Source organism: Streptomyces sp. NPDC038135 (assembly GCF_055601245.1).
In genome coordinates this window covers 296,676-320,004 of the sequence record NZ_JBVJXS010000004.1, presented here as the reverse complement: position 1 = coordinate 320,004, position 23,329 = coordinate 296,676, and the positions used below count along the sequence as shown (strand labels likewise).

General features: G+C 72.3%; 24 protein-coding genes and 1 pseudogene. 10 read left to right on the top strand and 15 right to left on the bottom strand.

The features are described 5' to 3' along the window. Positions 1-277 precede the first annotated feature (277 nt). Complete coding sequence (locus tag ACZ7JA_RS13085; protein ID WP_470808095.1) at positions 278-1,504, top strand: restriction endonuclease; 1,227 nt, start codon at positions 278-280, stop codon at positions 1,502-1,504. 76 nt (positions 1,505-1,580) lie between these two features. Here ACZ7JA_RS13085 and ACZ7JA_RS13080 read toward each other — a convergent pair whose 3' ends face one another. From ACZ7JA_RS13080 to ACZ7JA_RS13070, 3 genes are all read right to left on the bottom strand, one after another. Continuing rightward, the gene (locus tag ACZ7JA_RS13080) at positions 1,581-2,708 is read right to left on the bottom strand and encodes a glycoside hydrolase family 12 protein (RefSeq protein ID WP_470808094.1); all 1,128 of its coding nucleotides are present in this window, start codon (positions 2,706-2,708) and stop codon (positions 1,581-1,583) included. Positions 2,709-2,995: 287 nt separating this feature from the next. Continuing rightward, a complete protein-coding gene (locus ACZ7JA_RS13075) occupies positions 2,996-4,018 on the bottom strand; it encodes a LacI family DNA-binding transcriptional regulator (RefSeq protein ID WP_351663477.1) in 1,023 nt (340 codons plus the stop codon). Between the two features lie 78 nt (positions 4,019-4,096). Beyond that, the gene (locus ACZ7JA_RS13070; RefSeq protein ID WP_351663480.1) at positions 4,097-4,336 is read right to left on the bottom strand and encodes a hypothetical protein; all 240 of its coding nucleotides are present in this window, start codon (positions 4,334-4,336) and stop codon (positions 4,097-4,099) included. 198 nt (positions 4,337-4,534) lie between these two features. Here ACZ7JA_RS13070 and ACZ7JA_RS13065 point away from each other — a divergent pair, with 198 nt between their 5' ends. Then, a complete protein-coding gene (locus ACZ7JA_RS13065) occupies positions 4,535-5,089 on the top strand; it encodes a peroxiredoxin (RefSeq protein ID WP_389447470.1) in 555 nt (184 codons plus the stop codon). A gap of 33 nt (positions 5,090-5,122) precedes the next feature. Here the strand turns inward: ACZ7JA_RS13065 and ACZ7JA_RS13060 are convergent, their stop codons facing one another. Continuing rightward, the gene (locus tag ACZ7JA_RS13060; RefSeq protein WP_470808093.1) at positions 5,123-6,037 is read right to left on the bottom strand and encodes a GNAT family N-acetyltransferase; all 915 of its coding nucleotides are present in this window, start codon (positions 6,035-6,037) and stop codon (positions 5,123-5,125) included. A 216-nt stretch (positions 6,038-6,253) separates the two neighbouring features. Between ACZ7JA_RS13060 and ACZ7JA_RS13055 the strand changes: the two genes are divergently transcribed. The 7 genes from ACZ7JA_RS13055 (at position 6,254) to ACZ7JA_RS13025 (ending at position 11,645) form a co-directional block, all read left to right on the top strand. Beyond that, positions 6,254-6,406, top strand: a complete 153-nt coding sequence (locus ACZ7JA_RS13055; protein WP_389297754.1) for a hypothetical protein — start codon at positions 6,254-6,256, stop codon at positions 6,404-6,406. 34 nt (positions 6,407-6,440) lie between these two features. Next, positions 6,441-7,016, top strand: coding sequence for a GNAT family N-acetyltransferase (locus tag ACZ7JA_RS13050; RefSeq protein WP_470808092.1), 576 nt, complete (start codon positions 6,441-6,443; stop codon positions 7,014-7,016). Between the two features lie 320 nt (positions 7,017-7,336). Continuing rightward, positions 7,337-8,278: a hypothetical protein gene (locus ACZ7JA_RS13045; protein ID WP_351663495.1), complete on the top strand. Its 942-nt coding sequence runs from the start codon at positions 7,337-7,339 to the stop codon at positions 8,276-8,278. A gap of 130 nt (positions 8,279-8,408) precedes the next feature. Further along, on the top strand, positions 8,409-9,476 hold the full coding sequence (locus ACZ7JA_RS13040; RefSeq protein ID WP_470808091.1) for an amidohydrolase family protein: 1,068 nt from the start codon (positions 8,409-8,411) through the stop codon (positions 9,474-9,476). A 1-nt stretch (position 9,477) separates the two neighbouring features. Next, a complete protein-coding gene (locus ACZ7JA_RS13035) occupies positions 9,478-10,233 on the top strand; it encodes an iron-sulfur cluster assembly protein (protein WP_470808090.1) in 756 nt (251 codons plus the stop codon). Continuing rightward, complete coding sequence (locus ACZ7JA_RS13030) at positions 10,230-11,255, top strand: NAD(P)-dependent alcohol dehydrogenase (RefSeq protein WP_351663504.1); 1,026 nt, start codon at positions 10,230-10,232, stop codon at positions 11,253-11,255. The genes ACZ7JA_RS13035 and ACZ7JA_RS13030 overlap by 4 nt, the downstream gene beginning before the upstream one ends. Positions 11,256-11,312: 57 nt before the next feature. Beyond that, positions 11,313-11,645 (top strand): putative quinol monooxygenase, encoded by a 333-nt coding sequence (locus tag ACZ7JA_RS13025; RefSeq protein WP_351663507.1) that lies wholly within the window; start codon positions 11,313-11,315, stop codon positions 11,643-11,645. 81 nt (positions 11,646-11,726) lie between these two features. Here the strand turns inward: ACZ7JA_RS13025 and ACZ7JA_RS13020 are convergent, their stop codons facing one another. Then, the gene (locus ACZ7JA_RS13020) at positions 11,727-12,296 is read right to left on the bottom strand and encodes a dienelactone hydrolase family protein (RefSeq protein ID WP_389297990.1); all 570 of its coding nucleotides are present in this window, start codon (positions 12,294-12,296) and stop codon (positions 11,727-11,729) included. A gap of 66 nt (positions 12,297-12,362) precedes the next feature. Here ACZ7JA_RS13020 and ACZ7JA_RS13015 point away from each other — a divergent pair, with 66 nt between their 5' ends. Next, complete coding sequence (locus ACZ7JA_RS13015) at positions 12,363-12,926, top strand: ArsR/SmtB family transcription factor (protein ID WP_351663510.1); 564 nt, start codon at positions 12,363-12,365, stop codon at positions 12,924-12,926. A gap of 25 nt (positions 12,927-12,951) precedes the next feature. Here ACZ7JA_RS13015 and ACZ7JA_RS13010 read toward each other — a convergent pair. The 10 genes and pseudogenes from ACZ7JA_RS13010 to ACZ7JA_RS12965 all read right to left on the bottom strand — a co-directional run. Beyond that, positions 12,952-14,301 (bottom strand): annotated as a pseudogene (locus ACZ7JA_RS13010) (asparagine synthetase B family protein); the annotation flags it as partial. A gap of 184 nt (positions 14,302-14,485) precedes the next feature. Further along, entirely contained in the window at positions 14,486-15,124 is a 639-nt protein-coding gene (locus ACZ7JA_RS13005; protein WP_470808089.1) for a TetR/AcrR family transcriptional regulator, read from the bottom strand. 150 nt (positions 15,125-15,274) lie between these two features. After that, positions 15,275-16,174 carry an alpha/beta hydrolase family protein gene (locus ACZ7JA_RS13000; RefSeq protein ID WP_470808088.1) on the bottom strand — a complete coding sequence of 300 codons (900 nt, stop codon included), beginning with the start codon at positions 16,172-16,174 and terminating at the stop codon, positions 15,275-15,277. Then, entirely contained in the window at positions 16,174-17,127 is a 954-nt protein-coding gene (locus ACZ7JA_RS12995; RefSeq protein ID WP_470808087.1) for a VlmB-like protein, read from the bottom strand. The genes ACZ7JA_RS13000 and ACZ7JA_RS12995 overlap by 1 nt, the downstream gene beginning before the upstream one ends. 85 nt (positions 17,128-17,212) lie before the next feature. Beyond that, a complete protein-coding gene (locus tag ACZ7JA_RS12990) occupies positions 17,213-18,211 on the bottom strand; it encodes a phosphatidylglycerol lysyltransferase domain-containing protein (RefSeq protein WP_470808086.1) in 999 nt (332 codons plus the stop codon). Then, complete coding sequence (locus ACZ7JA_RS12985) at positions 18,208-18,714, bottom strand: hypothetical protein (RefSeq protein ID WP_470808085.1); 507 nt, start codon at positions 18,712-18,714, stop codon at positions 18,208-18,210. Before ACZ7JA_RS12985 ends, ACZ7JA_RS12990 begins: the two co-directional genes overlap by 4 nt. Then, positions 18,714-19,217, bottom strand: coding sequence for a type II toxin-antitoxin system RatA family toxin (locus tag ACZ7JA_RS12980; RefSeq protein ID WP_389297766.1), 504 nt, complete (start codon positions 19,215-19,217; stop codon positions 18,714-18,716). The genes ACZ7JA_RS12985 and ACZ7JA_RS12980 overlap by 1 nt, the downstream gene beginning before the upstream one ends. Before the next feature lies 1 nt (position 19,218). After that, on the bottom strand, positions 19,219-20,550 hold the full coding sequence (locus ACZ7JA_RS12975; RefSeq protein WP_470808084.1) for an aspartate aminotransferase family protein: 1,332 nt from the start codon (positions 20,548-20,550) through the stop codon (positions 19,219-19,221). Positions 20,551-20,554: 4 nt separating this feature from the next. Beyond that, complete coding sequence (locus ACZ7JA_RS12970; protein WP_389447449.1) at positions 20,555-21,682, bottom strand: acyl-CoA dehydrogenase family protein; 1,128 nt, start codon at positions 21,680-21,682, stop codon at positions 20,555-20,557. An 8-nt stretch (positions 21,683-21,690) separates the two neighbouring features. Then, positions 21,691-23,325 carry an aldehyde dehydrogenase family protein gene (locus tag ACZ7JA_RS12965; protein ID WP_450743019.1) on the bottom strand — a complete coding sequence of 545 codons (1,635 nt, stop codon included), beginning with the start codon at positions 23,323-23,325 and terminating at the stop codon, positions 21,691-21,693. Between the last annotated feature and the right edge of the window lie 4 nt (positions 23,326-23,329).

Here is a 23,329-nt window from a genome sequence, read left to right as displayed (position 1 = left end):
CTGTGCCACCAGGCCTGGGACTAGACGGCATCTCGATCCCGCCGCCCGCGCCGGCGACCCACGCCCCGACAAGCGGGGCGGCCCCCAGGCCGGTCCGACTCACCGTGCTGTGGTGATCAGTTACAGTCTGCTCACTTCACAGCAAGGGGTATGGGGGTAAGTTGTGCAACTCGGCATATGCTCGGTTTGTCGGCTCCAGTTGCCTTTGTCCAAAGGGCTGGTCGTCTCCCACAAGGTGAAAGGGCAGGCCTGCCCAGGATCCGGCCGGGCGGCCGAGGTGCGGCCCCCCTCGGAGGTCGACGCCCGGGACGCGGGCGCGGACAAGAGCACGGCACGGCGCTCGCGGGTGGACACCCGGGTGGAGGCCGTTCAGATGTCGCTCGGCGCCCTGTGTGTCGTCGGGGTCCTAGTGGCGCTCGTCGCGCTGTTCTTCTCCGAGTTCGTCGCGCTGATCACACTGGCTGTCGTCGCTGTCGGGGGAATCGCCCTGTGGATCCTCAACTCCACCCCGGCGGGCCGGCGCAACACCGCCCGCAACGACGCCGAAGTGGCACGACAGGCCAGGATCCGCGAGGGGAAGGCCGCCCGCGCCGAACAGCAGCTCCGGCAGGAGCAGCAGGATGCGCTGGCCCGTGAGGCGGCCCGAGCGGCCGAGGCGCTGCAACGCGCCGCGCGTCAGCTGCTCGACGACCTGCCGGAGCGCGGAGCGCCGCAGGAAGAGGCGATCGCCTACTGCCTGTCGGGGACCAGCGTGGCACGCAATCCCCGCGTCCGGGCCGAGGCGGAGCGACTCGCGCGACGCCATGTCGCCGTCGACGAGCGCATTCTGTGCATCGCCCTGGCTGAGACCGTCGGATCAGCAAAGCGCCCGGCGCTGTTGATCCTCACCGACCGGGGAGCGGCCGTCTCGGACAAGGGCATGGCCTACCGGTACGACCCCGATCCCGATGACGTGACCGAAGGCTGGGGGCTGGACGTCGGAGACCTGCACTTCTCCTTCGTCGGCAACCCCCGCCTACGGACCGCGCTCGCGGCCCGGCAGGAGGTCGTGGCCCTTCCCGCGCCGGCCGCACCCCCGGCGGGGCGCCCCGAGCCACGGCTGATCCGCACCGCGCGGGAGTCCGAACTCATCGCCGTCGACTGGATGCGTTACCTGGGCTTCACCGATGCGGTGGCCACGCCTGAAGGGGCCGACGAGGGAATCGACGTGATCTCCGCGCGGGGCCTGGCCCAGGTGAAGATGGAGGGCAGCCCCACCACCCGCCCGACCGTTCAGCAACTCCACGGCGTCGCCACCGCCAAGGAGAAGGAGGCCCTCTTCTTCTCACTGGCCGGCTACACCCCGCCGGCGGTCGAGTGGGCCTCGCGGCACGGCATCGCCCTCTTCCGGTACGACCACCAGGGGACGCCCGAACCCGTCAACACGCCCGCGCTACGGCTGCTGGAGACAGCCGACGCGCGGGCGTCCAAGCCGGTCGAGGCCGACCAAGGCAGCGGGGCGTAGCCTGCTCGGCCGGGGAAGTGTGTCCGACTCGGGGTCGTGCTGGGTCCGTTCACGGGACGGGCCTTGGGCGGAAGGTTCACGCGGTGGCGCAGGCCGCCCCGTTGAGGGTGAACGCCGCGGGCTTGGCGAAGCTGCCGCTGTACGTCCCCTGGAAGCCGAAGGAGACCTTGCCGCCGGCCGGGATCTGCGCGTTGTAGGCGAGGGCGCCGGCCGTGACGCCTCCGGAGGCAGGGGCCAGAGTGGCGTTCCAGGCGCTGGTGATCTGCTGCCCGGCCGGCAGCGTGAATCCCAGCTTCCAGTCGCCGACGGGGGAGGAGCCGGTGTTGGTCAGGGTGACGTCGGCGGTGAAGCCCCCCTGCCATACGTTCGTCGTGTACGACACGGTGCAGGCCGCGGGGGTCCCGGGGTTTCCGGAGCCGTCGCCGGTGTTGATCGTGGAGGAGAACGAGGTGACCGCGAGACCGGTGCCGTTCTGCCAGGGCTCGAAGCCGGCCTGAACGCTGGTCAGGTACCAGTTGTTCTGCGCCAGCCCGCGGGAGACGGCCTGCCGGACGAAGTCCATGACGTCGAAACTCCAGCTCCCGATCGCCGCCGGGGCGACGAAGGACAGCACGTCGTTGGAGCCGTTGTTGCCGGACCACACCTGCCATTGGCGCCCGGCCACGGTGGCCGTGCCCACCTGCGAGCCGACGGGCTGGACGGAGCCCACCTTGTTGAACCAGACCATGATCTCCGTCCGGTTGACCCCGTCGGTGCGAGGCGTGGGGTCGAGCCAGATGTCGTACGCCGCGTCGTACACGGCGTCGCTCACGTAGCTGTAGGAGATGCCGGTCGGTGCGCTGGAAATGGCGCTGAGCTGCGTCGGAAGACGGGTGCCCGGCGAGCAGTTGGTGTAGTGGCAGCCGTTGAAGAGGGACGGGTAGGACTTCGGGGCGCCGTTCGTCGGGACCGAGCCGTCGGCCTGGGTGATCCGGAATCCCGAGTCGGTCGCGGTGATGCACTGGGTCTGACTGGTGCCCCAGCGGTTGTTCTGGACGACGTAGCGGCCCTGGATCGTGGTCGAGCCGAACGGTTCGCAGATCGACGTGTCGGCGTGGGCTGCCGGGGCGGTGCCCAGCAGCGCCGCCAGGACGGCGAGCGCGGCGAGCAGCGCGCCTAACAGGGCCTGCGTCCGGGTGAGGAGGGGGTGCCGTGAGGTTCGCATGGGGTCCTCTCGGAGGTGTGGGGGAGAGCTCACGGGAGCCTGGGAACGGAACGCACTTTGGGAGCGCTCCCAACTCCTGCGTTCCCGGGGACTGTAGAGAAGCGTCGTGGCCCTGACAAGACAGTGCACAGGATCCCGTCGAAGGATCGTCGAAGGCGCAGGTCGGCGAGATCAGGCAGGTGTGAGGGCGTGGCGATCGGCTACTTGGGAGCGCTCCCGAACTCCGCCGGACCGCCCGCCTCGTCGCGCGGACGGGTCCACGGCGCGCCGCCCTTCGGCGGCGCCGGTCAGGCCGAGTCGCGCAGCACCAGTTCCGTGCGCAGGATGACGTGGCGCCACGCCACGGACGGCTCCTCTATCTCCTGGAGGAGGAGCCGGACCATCGTCCGGCCGATCTCACCGAGCGGCTGACGCACCGTCGTCAGTCGTGGCGCGGTCCGCTCGGCCAGCGGGAAATCGTCGAAACCGATGACGGCGACATCCTCGGGCACGCGGCGCCCCGCCGCCCGCAGTGCGGCGAGGGCGCCTTCGGCCGTGGTGTCCGAAGCGGCCAGGACGCCGTCGATCTCCGGATGCCGTTCGAGCAGCCGGGTCATGGCCCGGTGGCCGCCCTCCTCGGTGAAGTCGCCCTCGCAGACCCGCGACGGCGCGGCCCCCGGACCGCCCAGGGCGAGTGCCTCCCGGTAGCCGCGGAGCCGGCACTGCGCGACGTACATGTCGAGCGGCCCGGTGATCGTGGCGATCGCCCGCCGGCCCGTGGCCAGCAGGTGGGCGACCGCGCTGCGGGCGCCGCCCGTGTTGTCCGCGTCGACGTAACTGACACGCTCGTCGCCGGAGCGGCGTCCCATCAGCACCGTCGGCAGCCGGGCCTCGGCGAGCATGTCGGGGAGCGGATCGTCGGCGTGCACGGACATCAGCAGGACGCCGTCGACCCGTCCGCCGCGGGCGTACTCGAAGAAGCGCTGCCGCTCGGCGTCCGAGCGGACCAGGGTCAACAGCAGTTGCGGCCCGGTGCCGGCCAGCGCGTCGCCGATCGCGTGAACGATCTCGGAGAAGAACGGCTCGGAGAACTGCCGCCACCTGGGCTCCGTCATCACGAGCGCGACGGCGTCGGCCCGCTGCCCGGCGAGGGAACGTGCCGCGAGATTGGGCACGTAGCCCAGCTCGGCGATGGCCCGCTGAACGGCACGGCGCGTCGACTCCTTGACGCCCGCGGCGTTGTTGACGACCCGGGAGACGGTGCCCCGGCCCACCCCGGCACGGGCGGCCACCTCCTCGAGCGTCGGAGCCCCCGGCTGCCGCCTGCCCATGGCCACCTCCCCAGAGATCACCGATACTACGGCGCGGACGGCGGCGGGCACAGACCTTCCCGTGGCTCCGGCCGGGATCTAGGAGGTCAGGTCCAACGGCTGCAGGGCGTTCCAGTAACTGTGCAGTGTCTCCTCCGGAGTCGTCGGTCCGACGACCCGCTCGGAGGCCGGTGGCCAGGCCTGCGACCGCCTCGACGCACGGCGCGCCCACCAGCGGACGGCGCATACGCTCATACAGCTTCCGGTGAGCGCCGCTGCGGCGATGGTGCCCGCGTACCGAGCCTTGACCTGCATGTCGTCCCCCGCTGTGTGGTCCACGGAAATGCGTGTGTGCACAGCAGGTTGCCCGGGAGGCCGGCTTCACACCTGATCGCGCGGCCCGGCCGGCCGACTTGACTCTCACCCTAAGGGAAAGGTTTAGGTTCTTCGTACGAGACAGATACGGATCGGAGAGCCGGCCCGCCGGGCGGCCGCACCGAACCGGCACACGAACACGGGGACATGATGAGTGACTACATGAAACTGCCCGACGGCCTTCCCGTACCCGAGGACGACGGCGCCGCCGAGCACCTGCCCGGAACGGCGGTTCCGTCGCTGACACTGGAGAGCAGCGGGGGAGAGGCGGTCCGCCTGGACACGCTGGGCGCCGGCCGGACCGTGCTCTACGTCTATCCGCTCACCGGACGCCCCGGTACCGATATGCCCGAGGGCTGGGACACGATCCCCGGAGCGCGCGGCTGCACCACCGAGGCCTGTGGCTTTCGCGATCACCACGAGGACCTGCTCGCTGCCGGCGCGGCACGCGTGTTCGGCCTCTCCAGCCAGGACACGGACTACCAGCGCGAGGTCGTCGAGCGACTGCGTCTGCCGTTCCGGATGCTCTCCGACCCGGAGCGGCGCCTGGCGCGGGCGCTCGACCTGCCCACGTTCACGGTCGAGGGAACGAGGCTCTACTCGCGGCTGACGCTGATCGTGCACGACGGGCTGGTCGAGCACGTCTTCTATCCCGTCTTCCCGCCGAACGAGCACGCCGAGCAGGTACTGGCCTGGCTCCGGGGCAACCCACGGTGACAGTCCTCCGTGGCCGGCGAGGCGCAGGTACGGCTACACCCCGAGGTCCTTGCTCATGACCGTGGAGCTGTGCCGGACGGTCATGCCGACCCGGTGGTAGAGGTCGAGGGCGCCGGTGTCGGAGTGGGTCCACAGGGTGCAGCAGCGCAGGCCCGTGCGGTGGAAGGCGCGGAAGGTGTGGCGCAGCAGGAGCCGGGCGATGCCGCGGCCCCGGTGATCGCGCCGCACGGCGACCTGTTCGAGGTAGCCCTCGTCCGTGCCCGGCACGTTCAGCGCCAGCGCGGCGCCTACGAGATCGTCGCCGGCGAAGGCCAGGGCCGACTGGCGAGGGGCGAACGTCGGCCGCTCGACGGTGTGGACGGCCCACTCCTCGTACCCCTGCCTCCGCTCCTGCCACTCGTCGAACGCGTCCTGGACGAGGGTGTGCGCGGCGGGCCCGTCGCCGGCGCCGAAGGGCCGCACCGTGATGCCCGGCGGCGCCTCGGGCACGGAGGGCTCCGCCGGCATGGCGAACTCCAGCAGCCAGGCCGTCACCAGCGGCTCGTACCCGTGCGCGCGCAGCAGCGCCGCCGCGCCGGTGTCCGAGTCCGGCACGCTCTGCACCACGCGGGCGGTGCCGGCCTGCCGTGCCCGCGCCAGCGTCCAGGTGAGGAGCGAGGCGCCCAGCCCCCGGCCCCGGTGCTCCGGATGCACGTCCACCTCGGAGCGCCGGTCCACCCAGGCGCGGGCGACCAGGCGACCGGCCGGGTCGTGCACGAGGACGGTGTCGGACTCGGGCGCCAGGCCAGGCCGCGAGAGATCGGCGGCTATGGCCCCGGCGTCACGCTGAACCCGCCCGTACGCCTGCCGTTCGCAGTCCATGACCAGAGCGTGTATCGCCGGGATGTCACCGGCGGTCGCGGGCCGTGAGCGGTAGCCGGGCGGCAGTAACGGGACGAGGGAAGGCATCGGCGCACGCTAGCCGCGGGCCGTATCCCCTGACAATCCCCTGACAAGGGATCCGGCCCCCGGTGAGATGCGGACCGCGTGCGTCAGGTGGCCGCCGCAGGGAACCTGTGTCCCGATTGCAGGAGAAGTGATCGAGCAGGCGCCTCGGGCGCGCCGGACGCCGACGCGTTCGCGCACCGTGGCGCCGTCGGATCCGAACCGGTGAAAGGTTGGGCGATGGGTAGCTCCGAGCAGAACGAAACCCGGCAGGTCGACGAGGAGACGAAGGAGCGGTCCGCGGAGCAGCGGAACATCACCGCGCCCACCCCGCCGGACGTGCGGGCCAAGGGCGAGGACGACGACACCGACCCGTCCGCGGCCGACTCCTGAGCCCCGACCTCCCGAAACGCCTAAGCTGCTGGTCATGAGTCCGCCCATGACCAGCGGCGAGGCCACTGAGCCCGCCGTCCTCGACGCCGCGGAACTGGCCTCCGACCCCGCTCTGGAGGGCGGGTTCGCCGAGTCGGCCCACCGGATCCTGGCGGATCTGGTCGGCGCGGGCGCCGCGCTCGGCTGGGTGGAACCGCCCGCGCCGCATGAGGTGGCGCAGCTCCTCGGCCACGTCGCCTCAGCGGCGCGGGCCGGGGACGCGTCCCTGCGAGCGGCATATCTCGACCACCGGCTCGTCGGATTCGGATACTGGCTCCGCTACGCCCGGCCGACCCACCGGCCGCACGCCGACCTGGAGAAGATCGCGGTGGATGCCGCTGTCCAGGGTCGGGGTGTGGGCCGGGCGCTGACCGCCGCCCTGGTCGCGGACGCCAGGGAAGCCGGGATCGAGGTTCTCACCCTGGACGCCCGCGGCGACAACACCCATGCCCTGCGCCTCTACCGGTCCCTGGGCTTCAGCGAGTACGGGCGCCTGCCCGACTTCGTCGCCGTCGGTGACCGCCGCTACGACAAGGTCTTCTGCATGCTGGACCTCCGCGGGCAGGACTGATCGCCGACGACGCCGCGTCCTCACCGGGTCGTGTCCTCGCGGGCGCATGTTCGTTGGTCGATTCGTGGTGCTTCGTCATGAGTTGACTGATGAGTCGTGGGCGGTGACCGAGTCGTCGCCGGGCACTCCCCGGACGGGCCGACCGGCGCGGGTCCCGCCCGGGCGTTGCGGCCCGCGGAAGACCTTCCCCGTACGCCTGCTCCGACGGCCGGCCGACGGAGCCGCGGTCCGCCCGCGTGCCCACGGCCGGCAGCACGTCGACACCACGGGAGCCGTCGGCCGGTCGATCACGTGCGCCGACTCCGTCTCCGTGCGGGCCCATGGAAGGTAGAGCGCCGGAGTTCAACCGGGAGCGCCTCGTCAGAACGCTGACGTTCTGGCTGCGGCCCGCGTTCGCGCTGCGGATCATCAACCGGTTCCAGAAGATCCTGGGCTTCGACCGCTCGATGGCCCTGGCGTCCAGCGCCTTGACGGCGCTGGTCCCGCTGTCCATCCTCCTCGGCTCCGTCTTCGCGCACTACGACGCCGCGGAGCGGATCATCGAACGCTACAACCTCACCGGAGCGGGTGCCTCGGCGGTCAGCTCGCTCTTCTCCTCCTCCGAAGGGCCCAGCGCGAGCTTCGGCTTCTTCGGCGTGGTGTTCGCGACGATCTCGGTGCTGAGCTTCGCGCGCGCAGCGCAGCGGCTCTTCGAACAGACGTGGGACCTGAAGCCCCTCAGCGTGCGCAACACCCGCAACGGCCTGTGGTGGATCCTCACGCTCGGTGCCTACGCCCTGGTCATCACGCTGCTCTCCGCGCTCCTCGGCGGATACGCGCTCGGTCTGGTCGCCCTGGCGTGTGAGGCGCCGGTGACCGCGGCGTTCCTCGTCTGGACCGGCTGGATCCTGTCGGCGAGGCGGATCAGCTGGCCGGACCTGCTTCCCTTCGGCGTCACCGGCGCCGTCCTGACGGCGACCTACTCCGTGGGCGCGACGATCTACATGCCGCGCCTCTTCGACTCCTCCGTGACCCGCTACGGGGTGGTCGGCGCGGTGTTCGCGATGATCTCCGCCCTCTTCGCGGTCATGCTCTCCCTGGTCGCGTCGGCGGCGCTGGGACGCGAGGTCCGGGACGAACTCGCCCGGATCCGTGCGGGCCACCGCCCTTCGGACCGGGAGGTCCGCCGGCAGTGGGACAACGTCGTCGAGCAGACCCGGTCACGGTGGCGCAAGGCGCGCGGGGAGATCTCCCGTCGGCAGACCAAGGGGCCGGACCAGTGACGGGAACGGGCGGGTTCCCGCGGGCCGGGGGAGGGGACGCGCGGCGTGACGGCCGACGACTCGCAGGCTCCCCGCTCCGTGCCTAACGTCGATGGTGTGGCACGAGGCATTCAGAGGGACGGAGGCCGACGTGTACAGCAAGGACGGCGAGAAGTACTTCATCGTGGACGCGCACATAGCGCTGTGGGACGCACGCCCAGAGAACCAGCTCAACATCCACGGCAAGCAGTTCATCGACTGCTTCTACGACTACCACCGCAACCTGAGCCCCGAGTCGGAGGTGTGGCCGTACGAGGAGTACCTCTACTACGGCGGGCAGCGGCTGATGAAGGACCTCTTCGTCGACGGGTACGTGGACCACGCGATCTTCCAGCCCGCCTTGCTCAGCGCCTTCTACCGCACCGGCTTCGGACAGACGGAGGAGGCCTCCGCGCTGGCCGGCCAGCACCCCGACAAGCTCACCTACAACCACTGCTGGGACCCGCGGTACGAGGAGCGGGGCCTCGAACAGCTGCGGCGCGACGCGGACCGGTTCGCGCTCAAGGGCGCCAAGCTCTACACCGCGGAGTGGCACGGCGACTCGCGCGGCTGGAAGCTGGACGACCCGTGGTCCTACCGCTACCTGGAGATGGCCCAGGAACTGGGCATCAGGAACATCCACGTGCACAAAGGGCCGACGATCCGGCCGCTGGACCGGGACGCCTTCGACGTCGCGGACGTCGACAAGGCCGCAACGGACTTTCCCGAACTGAACTTCGTCGTCGAGCACTGCGGGCTGCCCCGGCTGGAGGACTTCTGCTGGATCGCCACCCAGGAGCCCAACGTGCACGCCGGACTCGCGGTCGCCATGCCGTTCATCCACACCCGCCCCCGCTACTTCGCCCAGATCATCGGAGAGCTGCTGTACTGGCTGGACGAGAACCGCATCCAGTTCTCGAGCGACTACGCGCTGTGGACACCGCGGTGGCTGATCGAGCGGTTCGTGGACTTCCAGATCCCGCAGGACATGCAGGACGAGTACGCGCCGATCACCGTCGAACAGAAGAAGAAGATCCTCGGCCTCAACGCGGCGGCCATGTACGGCATCCCGGTGCCCGCCGAGGCCGAGGTCGCGCCCACCGCCCCGGGCCCCGCCGCGAGCGAGGCCGCCGGCCCGGCCGGGGCCGCCTCGGTCGCGGCGCAGCCCACGGAGGCGTGACATGCCCGGCGGAACCCTGGAGCAGCGGGCCAGGAAGGCGCTGGACGCGGTTCTCGACCCCGAACTGGACGAACCCATCACCGACCTCGGCTTCGTCCGCTCAGTCGAGGCCCGTCCCGACGGCGGGCTGACGGTGCACCTGCGGCTGCCCACCTCCTTCTGCTCCCCGAACTTCGCCTACCTCATGGCCTCCGACGCCAAGGACGTGCTGACCGCCCTGCCGGACGCCGGCCCGGTCACGGTCCTGCTCGACGACCACCACGACTCCGACCTCATCAACCGCGGTCTGGCGGCCGACGCCGGATACCGGGGCACGTTCGGCGCCGAGGCCGAGGAGGGCCTGGAGGAGTTGCGGCTGGTCTTCCGGCGCAAGGCCCACGCCGCGGCGATGGAGCGGGCCCTGACCGCGCTGCTGCGGCAGGACCGCTCGCGCACCGAGGAGAGACTGCACGAGGTGGTGCTCGGGGACCTGCCCGACACCGCCGCGACCCGTGCGCTGCTGCGCCGGCGTGCGGCGCTCGGCCTCGGCACGTCTCCCGCGGATCCCCTCCTCGTCGACGACGACGGGCGCCCCTTCACGCCGGAGGAGATTCCGCTGCGGGTCCGGTTCGCCCGTGCGGTCCGTATCTCGATCGACGGCAACGCCCACTTCTGCCGCGGGCTGCTGCGGACCCGCTACCCGCAGTCCGCGGCGGACCAGTCCCCCCGGGCCGCGGAGCCGCGGCCCGCCGTGCTGCCCAGGGAGAAGGCCTCGTGAAAGCAGTCCAGGTCGTCGGCTACGGCCGTGACCCCGAGATGACCGACGTGCCGGAACCCTCGGTCACCGGCCCGTACGACGTGGTCGTGAGGATCGGCGGCGCCGGCGTGTGCCGGACGGACCTGCACATCCTGGAGGGGCAGTGGGCGCAGAAGTCCGGGGTGACGCTGCCCTACACGATCGGGCACGAGAACGCCGGCTGGGTGCACGCGATCGGAAGCGCCGTCACCAACGTCGCCGAGGGCGACAAGGTCATCGTCCATCCGCTGATCACCTGCGGACTGTGCCGGGCGTGCCGGTCGGGCGACGACGTCCACTGCGAGCAGAGCCTCTTCCCCGGCATCGACACGGCCGGCGGCTACGCCGAGTACCTGAAGACCTCCGCCCGCAGCGTGATCCGCATCGACGACTCACTGGAGCCGGCCGACGTCGCCGCCCTCGCGGACGCCGGCCTCACGGCGTACCACGCCGTCGCCAAGGCGGCCCGGAAACTGCGGCCCGGCGACCGCTGCGTGGTCATCGGCGCCGGCGGGCTCGGGCACATCGGTGTGCAGGTGCTCAAAGCCCTGACGGCCGCCCAGATCGTGGTCGTGGACCGCAATGCCGATGCGGTGAAGCTGGCCGGCTCCATCGGCGCCGACCACGGCGTCGTCGCCGACGGGGGGCACGTCGAGCAGGTGCTGGAGCTGACCGGGGGACGGGGAGCGGAAGTGGTCATCGACTTCGTCGGCGAGGGCGGCGCCACCCGGGACGGGGTGCGCATGCTGCGCCGCGCGGGCGACTACCACGTGGTCGGGTACGGCGAGAACATCGACGTGCCGACCATCGACATCATCTCCAACGAGATCAACTTCATCGGCAACCTCGTCGGCTCCTACAACGACCTGCGCGAGCTGATGGTGCTCGCCGCCCAGGGCCGGGTCCGCCTGCACACCACGCCCTATCCGCTCGACCGCTTCCAGGACGCCCTCTCCGACCTGGACGCGGGCCGGGTCCGGGGCCGCGCGATCCTGGTCCCCTGAGCGGACATCCCGTCAGGCCCGGGCCGCCGGGCACCCGCACGTCCGCAAGGAGCATCGATGATCTTCATCACCGCCAAGTTCCGGGTCCTGCCCGAGCACGCCGACGCCTGGCCCGAGATCACCGGGGAGTTCACCCGGGCCACCCGCGCCGAACCCGGCTGCCTGTGGTTCGACTGGTCCCGCAGCGTCGACGACCCGACGGAGTACGTCCTGGTCGAGGCGTTCCGCGACGACGACGCCGGGGCGGCGCACGTCGGCTCCGACCACTTCCGCACGGCCTGCGAGACACTCCCGCGCCACCTCGCCGAGACACCCCGCATCGTCAACGTGACCGTCCCCCAGGACGACTGGTCACGCCTGGGCGAGATGACGGTGCCGGAGAGGAGCTGACTTCAGGCCTTCTCCGGCCGCCGATCCCGAAGTGGGCGTCCGTCGCGACCACTCGGCGACGGCGGCCACGGCCCGCGCCGGTCAGACGGAGGTGAGGAACGCCCGCACCCGTTCCAGGAGCAGTCGGGACGCCTCCGGGTCGTACGCGGCGAGCGAGGAGTCGGCGAAGAGGTGCCCGTCGCCGGGGTAGACGAACAGCTCGGCGGCCGACGTGGCGCCGGTGAGTTCGCGTGCGGCCGGCAGGTCCTCGTCGAAGAACTCGTCGCCTTCCTTGCCGTGGATCTGCACCGGCACCCCCTCGGGCCACGCCTCCCCGAACTCCGTGACCGGGAGGCAGGAGTCCAGGAGCAGTGCCCCGCGGGCCCCCGGCCGGGTCTGGGCGAGCCGCTGGGCGAACGTCACGCCGAAGGAGAAGCCGGCGTAGACGAGCTCGGGGCGCAGGCCGTCGGCCGCGGCGGCGCCGCGCTCCCGGATCGCGTCGAGACCCTGCTCACGCACGAATGCGAACCCCTCCTCGATCCCGGCGAAGGTGCGGCCGTCGAACAGGTCGGGCGTGTGCACGGTGTGCCCGGCCTGCCGCAGGTCGTCGGCGAAGGCCCGCACGCCGTCGGTCAGGCCCTGGATGTGGTGGTACAGCAGCACTTCGGCCATGTCGGCGGTTCCCTCGCTCAATGTTCGACTATTTTGGAACGTTCGGCGAGGCTAGACTGTTCTGCCATGGCCGACAACCCCCCGGACTACGAGCTGGCCGATCGGATGGCGCTGACCAGGCCGGCCCAGGTGAAGGCCATCGGCCACCCGCTCCGCACCACGATCCTGCAGCTCCTCCACGAGCGGGCCGCGACCGTCACCGAGCTCGCGACCGCGGTCGGGCGGCCCAAGAGCACGGTCGCGCACCACGTGGACGTGCTCACTCGCAACGGTCTGCTCCAGGTGGTGCGCACGCGGCGGGTCCGGGCGATCGAGGAGCGCTTCTACGGGCGCACCGCGCGCATGTTCCACATCGCGGCCGAGTCCTCACCCGCCGGCGAGGAGGCGTCCGGCGACTTCAACGACTTCGAGGTGGCTGCACGCGAGTCCTCCGACGCGTTCGAGCAGGGGAGACTCTGGGGCTTCATCCGGCACGCGCGCATCTCGGAGGAGCAGGCCTCCGAGTTCTGGGACCGGATGGCCCGGCTGGTGGACGAGTTCGACCGGATGCCGAGAGCCGGTGAGACCGTGTACGGGTTCGCGGTCGGCATCTACCCCACCGACCACCCGACCCTGCCGGCACCGGAGTGACGCACCTGCCCGGAGTCCGTGGGGTTCAGTCGAGGGTGAGTTCCGGCGAGTAGAGGTCCAGCCACCCCGCGAGGTCCAGGGCGCGTTCCAGACCGCGTCGGGCCGCCTGTGTGCTGACCGGCGCCTCGCGTTCCGCCGCCCGCCGGAGCCGGTCCCGGTCCACCAGGTCGAAGACGGGGTGGGAGGGCCGGGTGAGCAGTCGCCCGACCTGCTCCTGCAGGGCGCGGGCGTACCGGGGGTCCTGTGTGGACGGGTAGGGGCTCTTGACCCGGTCGTAGACCGAGCGCGGCAGCACGTCCGCGGACGCCTCACGCAGCAGGCTCTTCTCGCGGCCGTCGAAGGACTTCAGCGCCCACGGCGCGTTGTACACGTACTCGACCAGCCGGTGGTCGCAGAACGGCACCCGGACCTCGAGGCCGACGGCCATGCTCATCCGGTCCTTGCGGTCGAGCAGGACGCGGACGAAGCGGGTCAGGTGCATGTGGCTGATCTGCCGCATGCGGTACTCGAAGTCGCTCTCGCCGTCCGACCGGTCGACGGCGGCGACGGCGGTGCGGTAGCCGTCGGCGACGTACCCCTCCAGGTCGAGTGACTTGGTGAGGTCGGTGCGGAGCACATCGGCGTCCTCGCCGAAATGGCGCCCCATGGTCGCCAGCCACGGGAAGGTGCCGGCGCGGCGCGCCTCCTCGTCGAAGAACTGCAGGTAGCCGCCGAACACCTCGTCGGCGGACTCGCCGGACAGGGCCACGGTGGACTTCTGGCGGACGGCGCGGAAGAGGAGCAGCAGCGAGGCGTCCATGTCGCCGAAGCCGGCGGGCAGGTCGCGGGCCCGGATCACCCGCTCGCGCACGGCGGGGTCGGCCAGGGACTCGGCGTCGAGCACGATGTCCTGGTGGTCGGTGCCGGCGAGCCGGGCCACGTCGTGCACGAACGGGGCGTCGGGGGTGCCCCGCAGTTCGTCGGCGACGAAGTTGTCCGTCTGGCCGACGAAGTCGACGGCGAAGCTGCGCACCGTCTCGCCCTGTTCGGCCAGTTGCCGGGCGGCGAGCGCGGTCATGGCGGAGGAGTCGAGGCCGCCCGAGAGCAGTGTGCAGCGCGGTACGTCGGCGACGAGCTGGCGGCGCACGATGTCGTCCAGGAGCGAGCGCACCGTGGCGACGGTGGTGTCGCGGTCGTCCGGGTGTGGGCGGGTCTCCAGCCGCCAGTAGACGCGGGTGGCGAGGCCGGAGCGGTCGACGGTGACGACCGTGCCGGGTTCCACCTCGCGCATGCCGTCCCAGACGGCGTGCCCGGGGGTCTTGACCATGACGCGGCACTCGTCGAGGAGCGTCTCCGCGCGGTCGGGCGGCAACGCCATGGCAGCACGGGACTGCGTCACAGGCTCCTCGAACCGGCCGGGACACCGGACTCCGGGCCTGTGCGGCGAGGGCCGAACCGGGGGACGCCCTGCCGTCGGGCTCCTCCCGGGCCGCGGGGGGGGGGGGCGTGGTCGGGGGAAGTCGCGACGGCAGGGCGTCGTGAGCTGTCCGGGGCGCGTGGGAGGGGGCGTCCCGCGGGGGCTACCGGTCGGAGGGGCGCTCGCGGGCGTCGGTGAGGCGTGGCGGGGAGTCGAGCGTCGCCGCCACCAGATTGCGGACCGCCTGCTCGTCGAAGCTCACGTCGAAGAAGAGGCTGCGGAACAGCATCAGGCCCGCCCACATGTCCAGGATGGTGGAGATGTCGGCGTCCTTGGCCATGTCGCCTCGGTCGACGGCGCGCTGCAGCACCGCCGTGGACTGCCGCTTGCGTTCCTCGATGAGTTCCTCTCTCAGCCGGCGGCCCAGCTCGGGATCGGCCGCCGCGTCCGAGACCAGGGCCGGCAGTACCAGGCGGACCCTGGGGGAGCCGTAGAGCGCTGCGAGCGTCTCGGCCACGGCGATCACCTCCTGCTCGCTGTCCCCCGTCTCCTCGACGGGGATCTGCGGAAGCTGCGTGCGTACGGCGTCCAGCGTGAGGGCCGCCTTGTTGGGCCAGGAACGGTAGATCGTGGCCTTGCCGACACCGGCCTCCTGGGCGATGCCGCCGATGGTGAGCCGGCTGTATCCCAGCTCCCCGAGCATTCTGAGCGTCGTCGTCAGGATGCGTTCGCGGGCCTCGAGATCCCGCATGCGCTGGCCGTTCTCCCCTGACGTCGCAGTGAGGGATCTGGTCTGTCCCATGTCTTGCCACCTCTCTCGGCCACGCGGCTCTGCGGGGGATTCACCGATAAGGAGGTGATGTAGAACGAGCCGTCTCGTTCAGTATAGTGATGATTCGAAAGCGATTTCTCAAGTCTCCGTCGATAACAATCCTGCTATCGACGCCAGGCCCTACTTGTCACCACTCGCCGCCCGGTCACGTACCCAGTCGGAGATCCGGGCCGCGATGTCCGCGCCCGAACGAGCCCACCGGACATGGTCGCTCCGGTCACCGGCCGGCGGCTGGTAGTGCCAGCGCTCCACCTCGGCGGAGCTCAGTTTCGCGCACAGCCGGTCCACCGCACTCGGAGGGGCGAGCCTGTCGCCCGCCACGGAGACGGCCAGCACCGGCAAGGTCACCCCGCCGAAAGCGGCTTCGTAGTCGAAGTCCGCGCCGGACGGCCGGAAGCGCCCGGTGCGGCTGATCCGCGCCCAGTCGCGCATGAGCCGGGCGGGCTGGCGGCCGCCGAAGCCCAGCCGGTGCCCCGGCCAGTACCCCCACAGGGCGGAGACCACCGAGATGAACTGCGTCCCGGCCAGCACCCGTAGACGGGCGGCGCCGGAGAACCCGCGGTGGTCCACCGACCCGGCCGCCACCGTGACCAGACCCTCCACGCCCTTGGGCTCGCGGGCCGTGTAGAGGGCGCTGACCTGGCCGCCGAAGCTGTGCCCGAGGAGGAACAGCGGAACCTCCCCGCCGAACCGCTCGCGGACGGCCCCGACCACGACGGGCCAGTCACGTACGGCGAGTTCGTGGTACCCGTGGCGCGTCGCGCGCCCCGCCCGCGGCCGGCTGTGCCCCTGTCCGCGCAGGTCGGCGACGACGACGGCGATGCCGCGGGCGGCGAGTTCCCCGGCGAAGGGGGCGTAGTACGAGGCGGTCACCGCGAGGGCGGGCCAGAGCAGGACGACCGCCCCCGGGGCGGTTCGCGGCACCGTCACCAGCGCGGCCACGCACGGCCCGCCGGCCGGGCCGTCGCCGGCGGCCCTACCGGACAGGGGGATCCGCCAGACGTCCCCGGCGGTACCCACTACAAGGCCCCGTCGAGCAGCATGTGGGCCAGTCGCGCTTCCTGGGTCTCACGGGACCACCGTTCGGCCGCCGTCATCCGCTCCTCGATCCCGGTGTCGACCAGGCGGCGCCCCGGCCAGATCTCGTAGTCGCCCAGCAGTTCGCCGTGCTCGGCGATCCCCTGCTGGAACAGCGACTCCCGACGGAACAGCACCTCCTCCATGGGGAGTTTCTCCCACAGCCGCCGCCCCTCCTGCAGGAGGCCGAGCAGGCGCTCGCGCTCCCCGGGACGCTCGGTGAGGTACTGCCGGATCACGGAGCTGCCCACCGCGAGATGGCGGATCTCGTCCATGTTCGCCCCGCGTTCGACGAGCGCCGCACCGGGATCCAGCAGGCGCCACTTCCGCTCGCTCAGCTCCGCGGCGGGCGCCAGGACACCCTCGACGAGCACGGTCAGGACGAGGACGCCGCCGTAGAAGTCGCCCTGGTCGCGCAGTACGTGCAGACCGAAGGCCTCCAGCGGGTCGAGGACCGCGGCGCCGGACCCGCTCGCGGTCCTTGCCACGGCGGCCGCCACCTCGGCCTCGGACAGCCCCGCCTCGACCAGGTGCTCGCGGAAGACACGCGCATGGCGCGCCTCGTCGATCAGCTGGGTGGAGAAGAACTCCAGGCAGTCGCGGTCCGGGGCGTGGAAGACGAGGAAGGACAGGGCACGCGCGGCCTTCTCCTCCGCCAGCGTCCGGAAGGTGAACTCGTCGACGAGGGCGTCGCGCAGCGGGCCGGGGCGGCGCGCGGCCTCGGCGGCGGCACCGGCCGTCACGGTGCCGTCGGTCAGGCGGCGCAGCATGGAGCCCGCCACGTGCTCGAGCCAGTAGGGCAGATCGCAGTCGCCGGGGGTGAGGTGGAGTTCGCGGGCGCCCTCCAGCACGCCGGGAGCGTTGTCCCAGTCGGCTTCCAGGGGGAGTGCGGTCATGTGCTGCTCCTAGAGTCGGGGTGTCGGGTGAAAGGGGTGTTCGCAGGCGGTGTGCCCGGAGGTGACCGGTGGCGGGAGGGCGCCGTCAGAGCGCGCCGGTCGCGCGCAGCAGGCGCCAGACGGCGCCGGGCCGCACCCGGTCCTGGAAGGCGGCGTACTCCGGTTCGATCGTGTGCGGGTCCCACTTGAGCTTGAAGGCCTCCTGGGTGCGCGCCGGATAGACCGCGCCGCCGTGCCGGGCGACCAGGCGCAGAGCCCGGGTGAGGGACGCCGACGCACAGGAGGGCTCGTGTGCGTCCGCGAGTCCGGCGAACGGTGTGAGACCCAGGTGGAGCCAGCCGGCCCCCTCTTCCGCGAAACGGTTCAGCGCGGTGAGGTTGACCAGTTCGACCGTGCCGGTCGGGGCCTGCGGACTGCGGCGCGTCAGGTCGTACAGCCAGCCGGAGCGCTCGCCCCACACGGGGGAGTAGGTGATGTAGGCGACGATCGCCCCCCGGTGCCGGGCGAGGAAGGTGCGGCGCAACGGCCGCCCCGGGCCGCCGCGTTCGCCGACCAGGAAGGTGAGCTGCTTGACGTGGCGTCCCTTGGCCCGCAGCCAGTCCCGGTCGATCCGGTCCAGGGCCTGCTCGTCGAGCGACCCCGCCGGCGCCTCCGTCACCGTCACGCCCTCGCGGCGGGCCCGCGAGACGTTCTGCCGGACCTTGGCCAGCGCCTTGCCGCGCAGCGTGAAACGCTCCAGGTCGATGCCGTACGAGCTGCCGATCTGGTTGACGGTGAAGCCCCGCTCGGTATAGAGGCCGACGTCCTGCGCCCGCAGTTGCACGGCGGTCAGCCGTCGCCGTCCGCCCAGCGTCGCCAGGTACTCGTCGAGCAGCGGGCCGCGCGCCTCGCCGGGTGCGAAGGGCGCGGCGAACTGGACGACGTGACGGCGCCCCGGCAGGTAGGCGACCAGGCCGGGGGAGCGTCGGCCGTGGTGGTGCCGCGTGTCCGAGTTGACGGCGAGGAACGCGCTCGGGTGGTCGGCGTGGGCGCGCAGCACGTCGATCGCGTCCGGCGTCCCCGGCGCCCGGACGGCGGCCCTCATCGGGTCGCCCGCACGGTGTCCAGCGCCGGTTCGGCGCTCACCGGAGCGGTCGCGGCGCCGTCACCGCCGCTCAGGGACTGCTCCAGGCGGACGAAGGCCGGGTGCGGCTTGGGCTCGAACGGCACGGCGAACGGCTTGAGGAAGTTCCCGAGCAGCCCCCGGTCGCCGCACAGATGGATGGGCACGGCGAGCAGCGCCCACTCCGGGCGGACCAGCCAGGCCCACAGACCGGCCACCGCCGCCGCGGTGAGCCAGCTGTGCATCGTGTTGTACAGGACGTAGTAGACCCGGGGGACGTACCCGGATGCGGACCGGCGATGGGCCAGGGCCCCGGGCAGATAGCCGATCACGTCGATGTAGGCGAACATGCCCACGGCCACCCACCAGCGCACCTGGTCCAGGTGCGTGAGCAGGAGCCCGGCGCTGAGGGCCAGCCCCGCGCAGTACTCCGCGCGCAGCAGCCGGTAGGTGACCCGGGTTTCGAAGCGGTTGGCGGCGTCCATCAGGCCGCCTCCCTCGTCGCGCCGGCCGCGCCGCCCGCTGCGGTCAGGGCCGGCCCGAGCGCGGCCGGCGCGTCCCCGAGCAGCGCGCGCAGGATCTGCTCGACGGTCTCGCGAAGGACGCGTTCGGCGACCGGGTCGATGATCCCGGCGAGGCTCGGCAGCCCGAAGTCGAAGGCGGCGGCGAACCGCACCCGCGCACCTCCCGACGCCCGCGGGGCCACCTCCCAACGGCCCTCGAAACTCTCGAAGTCGCCGTCCGTCTGCCGGAACGTGATGGTCAGCGCAGCATCGTCGAAGTCGTCCTGCTCGGTCCAGGCCAGGACGCCGTTGCGGAAGTCGACCTCCCAGTCGCTGAGCACCGTCGTGCCCTTGCCGGTCGGGTGCACCGCCACCGAGCGGACCACGTCGACGAGTTCGGGATAGCGGGCGAAGTCACGGATCCGGTCGTACGCCTCCGGTGGCGTCAACCGGGTTCCGTCGTAGCTGAGTTCAACGGTACGCATGTCAGTTCCCTCCGGGGTCGGGCTGGGGGCGCGCTGCGGGGAATCGCTCTCCCAGGGCCCGGGCGGCGCCCTCCAGCGCCTCGGTCAGTCGGTCGGTCTCGGCGTCGTCGAGCACCGCGGGCGGGGTCAGGCGGACGACGGTGTGCGCGTTCAGCGAGTGGTTGGCGATCACGTCCCGTTCGAGCAGTTCCAGCAGGAACTCGCCCGCCAGGCCCGCGTCCTGGAACTCCACACCGATGAGCAGACCCAGCCCGCGCACGTCCCGCACCAGGTGGCCGCAGTGCCGGGCCACCAGGTTCCGCAGGGCCCCGAGCAGCGTCGCGCCCAGCCCGGCCGCCCGGCCGACCAGGCCCTCCTCCTCGACCACCGCGACCGCCGCCTCGGCGGCGGCCATCGCCAACGGCGCCGCCGAGAACGTCGACGTGTGCAGGAAGGGGTCCCGGTCGAAGGGGGCGAAGGCCCGCGCCGTGGCGACCGCCGCGGCCACCGGGACCACCCCGCCGCTCAGCGCCTTGCCGACCAGCAGCACGTCCGGCGTCACCGCCTCGCGGTCGGCCCCCCACCAGTGGCCGAGGCGTCCGAGGCCGGTCGTCACCTCGTCGAGGACGAAGAACGCCCCGGCGTCCGCGCAGGCCGCCGCGACCGCGCGGAGGTAGCCGTCCGCTGGTACGACGACACCGGCCTCGCTCTGCACCGGTTCCACCAGCACCACCGCGTCCGACCCGTCCGGGCCCAGCGCCTCGCGCAGCGCGGCGGCGTCGCCGTAGGGGACGTGCACGGTGTCCGGCAGGAGCGGCAGGAACGGGTCCCGGTACAGCGGTTTTCCGGTGGCGGTCAGGGCGCCGAGCGTCTTGCCGTGGAACCCGCCGGCCGTCGACACGATCCGCCGGTGGCCGTGCGCCCGCGCCAGCTTGAGCGCCGTCTCGACGGCCTCCGCGCCGGAGTTGGTGAAGTGGACCCGCTCCAGGCCGGCCGGAGCGACCCGCACCAGGGCCTCCGCCGCGTCGGCCGCCTTCGGCTCCAGCAGGAGCCGGGTGGCCAGCGGGTGGCGGTGCAACTGCCGTTCGACGGCGGCGACCACCCGCGGATGCCGGGCCCCGGCGAGGAAGACGCCGTAGCCGCCGCAGTTGAGGAACTCCCGCCCGTCGGCCGTGCGGACCGTGGCGCCGTAGGAGTCGACCTCGACATGGCCGCCGAACATCTCGCCGAGCTTGCCCCGGCCCCGGCTCAGGTACGCCTTGTAGCGGCCGGGCACGTCCCGGCCCGGCGACGCCTGGGTGCCCGCCGGCGTGGCGCCGGGCTGCCGCCCGAGCGGCCTCGCGTCCGTGTCCATCGCGTCACACCACCCGCAGCGGCGCGCCGGCATGGTGCTCCAGCAGGGAGTCCGCCATGGCCCCGCGGGAGGGCGGGTGGAACGCCAGGGCGCGGCTGACCGCCAGCAGGTGCCCGGTGTCCACGGACGTCGCGAAGGCCAGGCCGCCGAGCAGCTCCGCGGCCCGGTCCGCCGCCGTGACCAGCAGTTCCTGCACCGCGTAGCGGGCCGTGAGCACCGTCGCCAGCTCGTCGTTGCCGACCTGGCCCTCGTCCACGATCCGCGCCGCGTTCTCGGTCAGCGCGATCGCCGCCTCCACGCTCGTCACCACGGCGGCCCGGTCGGTGGCGCTGCCCCGGCCGGCGTCCAGCGCGCTTTCCGCGAGCCGGGCCACCGCTCCGGTGTACACGCTGCTGACCAGCAGCTCGAACCACACGAATCCGACCGTCTGCAGGGTGTCAAGACCGGTGCCGAGCTCCACCTGCGGACGCAGCATCAGCTCCTCGGGCACGAGGACGTCCTCCAGGACGACCTCGTCGCTCTCGGCGCCCGCGAGGAACGGGGCGTTCCAGAACGGCCGCCGGGTGATGCCCGGCGAGTCGGCGGGCACCAGCGCCACCCCGAGCTCCCTGCCGCCGTCCGCACCGGGCAGCGAGACGCTCGCGGTGATCAGGTTCATCGACCTCGACAGGCTGCACGGCTTCTTGCTGCCGTTGACGAGGTACCCGCCCTCGGTCGCCCGCGCCGAGACCGCGGCGTCCAGGGTGCCGGCTCCCGCGCGTCCCTCGGCGAACGCGGAGGCCACCAGCAGCCGGTCCCGGGCGATGCCCTCGATCAGCATCCACTCGAGGCCGGAGGCGTCCGCGGAGGCGACCAGCGCCACCAGACTCGCCACCGAGAAGTTGTGCATCGCGGTCGCCACCCCCAGAGAGGGGGACAGCGCGCCGATCGCCCGGGTGACCCGCGCCGCCCGGAGCGCGCCCGCGCCCGCCCCGCCGTACGCGGCGGGCACCAGCAGTCCCGGACCGCCGCTCTTGCGGAACGCGTCGAGCCCCGGCCCGCCGGGCGACTCCAGCTCCGGCAGCGGTACGTCCGCCAGCGCCGGAGCGAGTCCGGGCAACAGCTCCTCGCACGCCTCGCGTGCCCTGTCCATGCCGCGCATCAGACCTGAACCCCCTCGTTCTCCTCGACCGGACCGCCCGGGGCGGCGGGACCGCCGAAGACCGCCTCGGACGGCCGCACACCCCGGGCCACGCTGACGCCCTGAAGGTGGGACGTGCGCAGCAGCGGATAGTTGGCCTCGCCGCCGGGGCCGCCGGTCAGGCCGGTGCCCCCGTGGGTCGGCAGCACGGGAAGGAACCCGATGTGCGAGTCGTTCACCTTCACCAGGCCGCCGTTGCGCAGCCGGCTCAGGAACCGCTCCGCGGTCTCCTCGTCGCCCGTCCACAGTGAGTTCCGCAGCCCGTACTCGTTGCTGTTGACGAAGTCCGTCACCTGCGCCAGCAGTTCGCCGTCGGAGGCCTCCTCGGGCACCACCACCGGCAGCAGCGGGAAGAACGTCTCGTGCCGCACGGCGTCCAGGTCCCGGGCGCCCTTCAGGCCGTCCACGCGGATCACCGTGGGCTCCAGGAACAGCCCCCGCACCTCGTCGGGCCGTCCGTCGACGTCCAGCCGGCGGCCGCCGCAGACGATCTCGGCGCCCGCCGCCTCGGCCTGGCGCAGCACCTCGTGGAACCGGTCCGTGCGCAGTACGGGGGACAGCAGCGCCCCCGGCTCCTCGGGCGGCCCCGGACGGATCGCCGCGGCCCGTGCCGCCAGCTTGGCGAGCAGTTCGTCGGCGACCCGGGGGTGGACGACCGCGCAGTTGGGCACCATGCAGATCTGCCCGGAACCGTAGAACGCCTCGGACAGCGCCTCCGCGGCGAGGTCGAGGTCGGCGTCGTGCCAGACCACGCAGACGTCGTTGCCGGCCAGTTCCAGCACCGGCTTCTTGCCCGCGGCGACGCACTCCGCGCCGAAGGCGATGCCCTGCTCGCTGCCGCCGAAGTACATGATGTCGTCGACCAGCGGACTGGCCAGCCACTGCCGCAGGGTGGCGCCGGCCTCGCAGCACAGCACCGACAGCGCGGCCGCCGGCGCCCCCACCCGCTCCAGCGCGGGCGCCACCAGCTCGCGCAGCGCGTACATCACCCCGAGCGGTGCGCTCCGGGGCGCCCTGACGACCAGCGCGTTGCCGGCCGCCAGTGCCCAGATGCCGAGCAGCGCGTTGGCGACGGTCGCGTTCTGCGGGGGGTTGAGACAGACCACGCCGTCCGCGACCCGGCGCACCCGCAGCTCCCGGGCACCGTCGCGCACCCGGTGCTCCAGCTGGCCGGAGAGGAAGTCGCGGGTGGCCGGCCCGGTGGCCGCGAGCATGCCCGCGGCCTCCCAGCGGGCCAGCGACCGGGGATGCCCCTCGGCGATCATCAGCTCGACCAGCGCGTCGTGCTTCTCCGCCACGAGGGCGTGGAACTCCGCCACGACGCGCATGCGGGTCGCCGCCGGGACGGCCGCCCACTCCTCGACAGCCGCAGCGGCCCGCCGCAGGGCGACCGCCATGTCCTCCTGGTCGGCCACCGCGCTGCGCCCGACCACCTCCACGCCCGCTTCCTCGGGGGCGATCCGGCCGCGCTCCAGGCTGCGCTTGAGGCGCACGGCGCCGAAGAAGTCGCGCAGCATCGCCGAACTGCGCAGGGTGTAGACCCACTGCCGGGCGGGCTGTTCCACGCCCGCGATGTAGGACCCGTAGCTGAGCATGCGC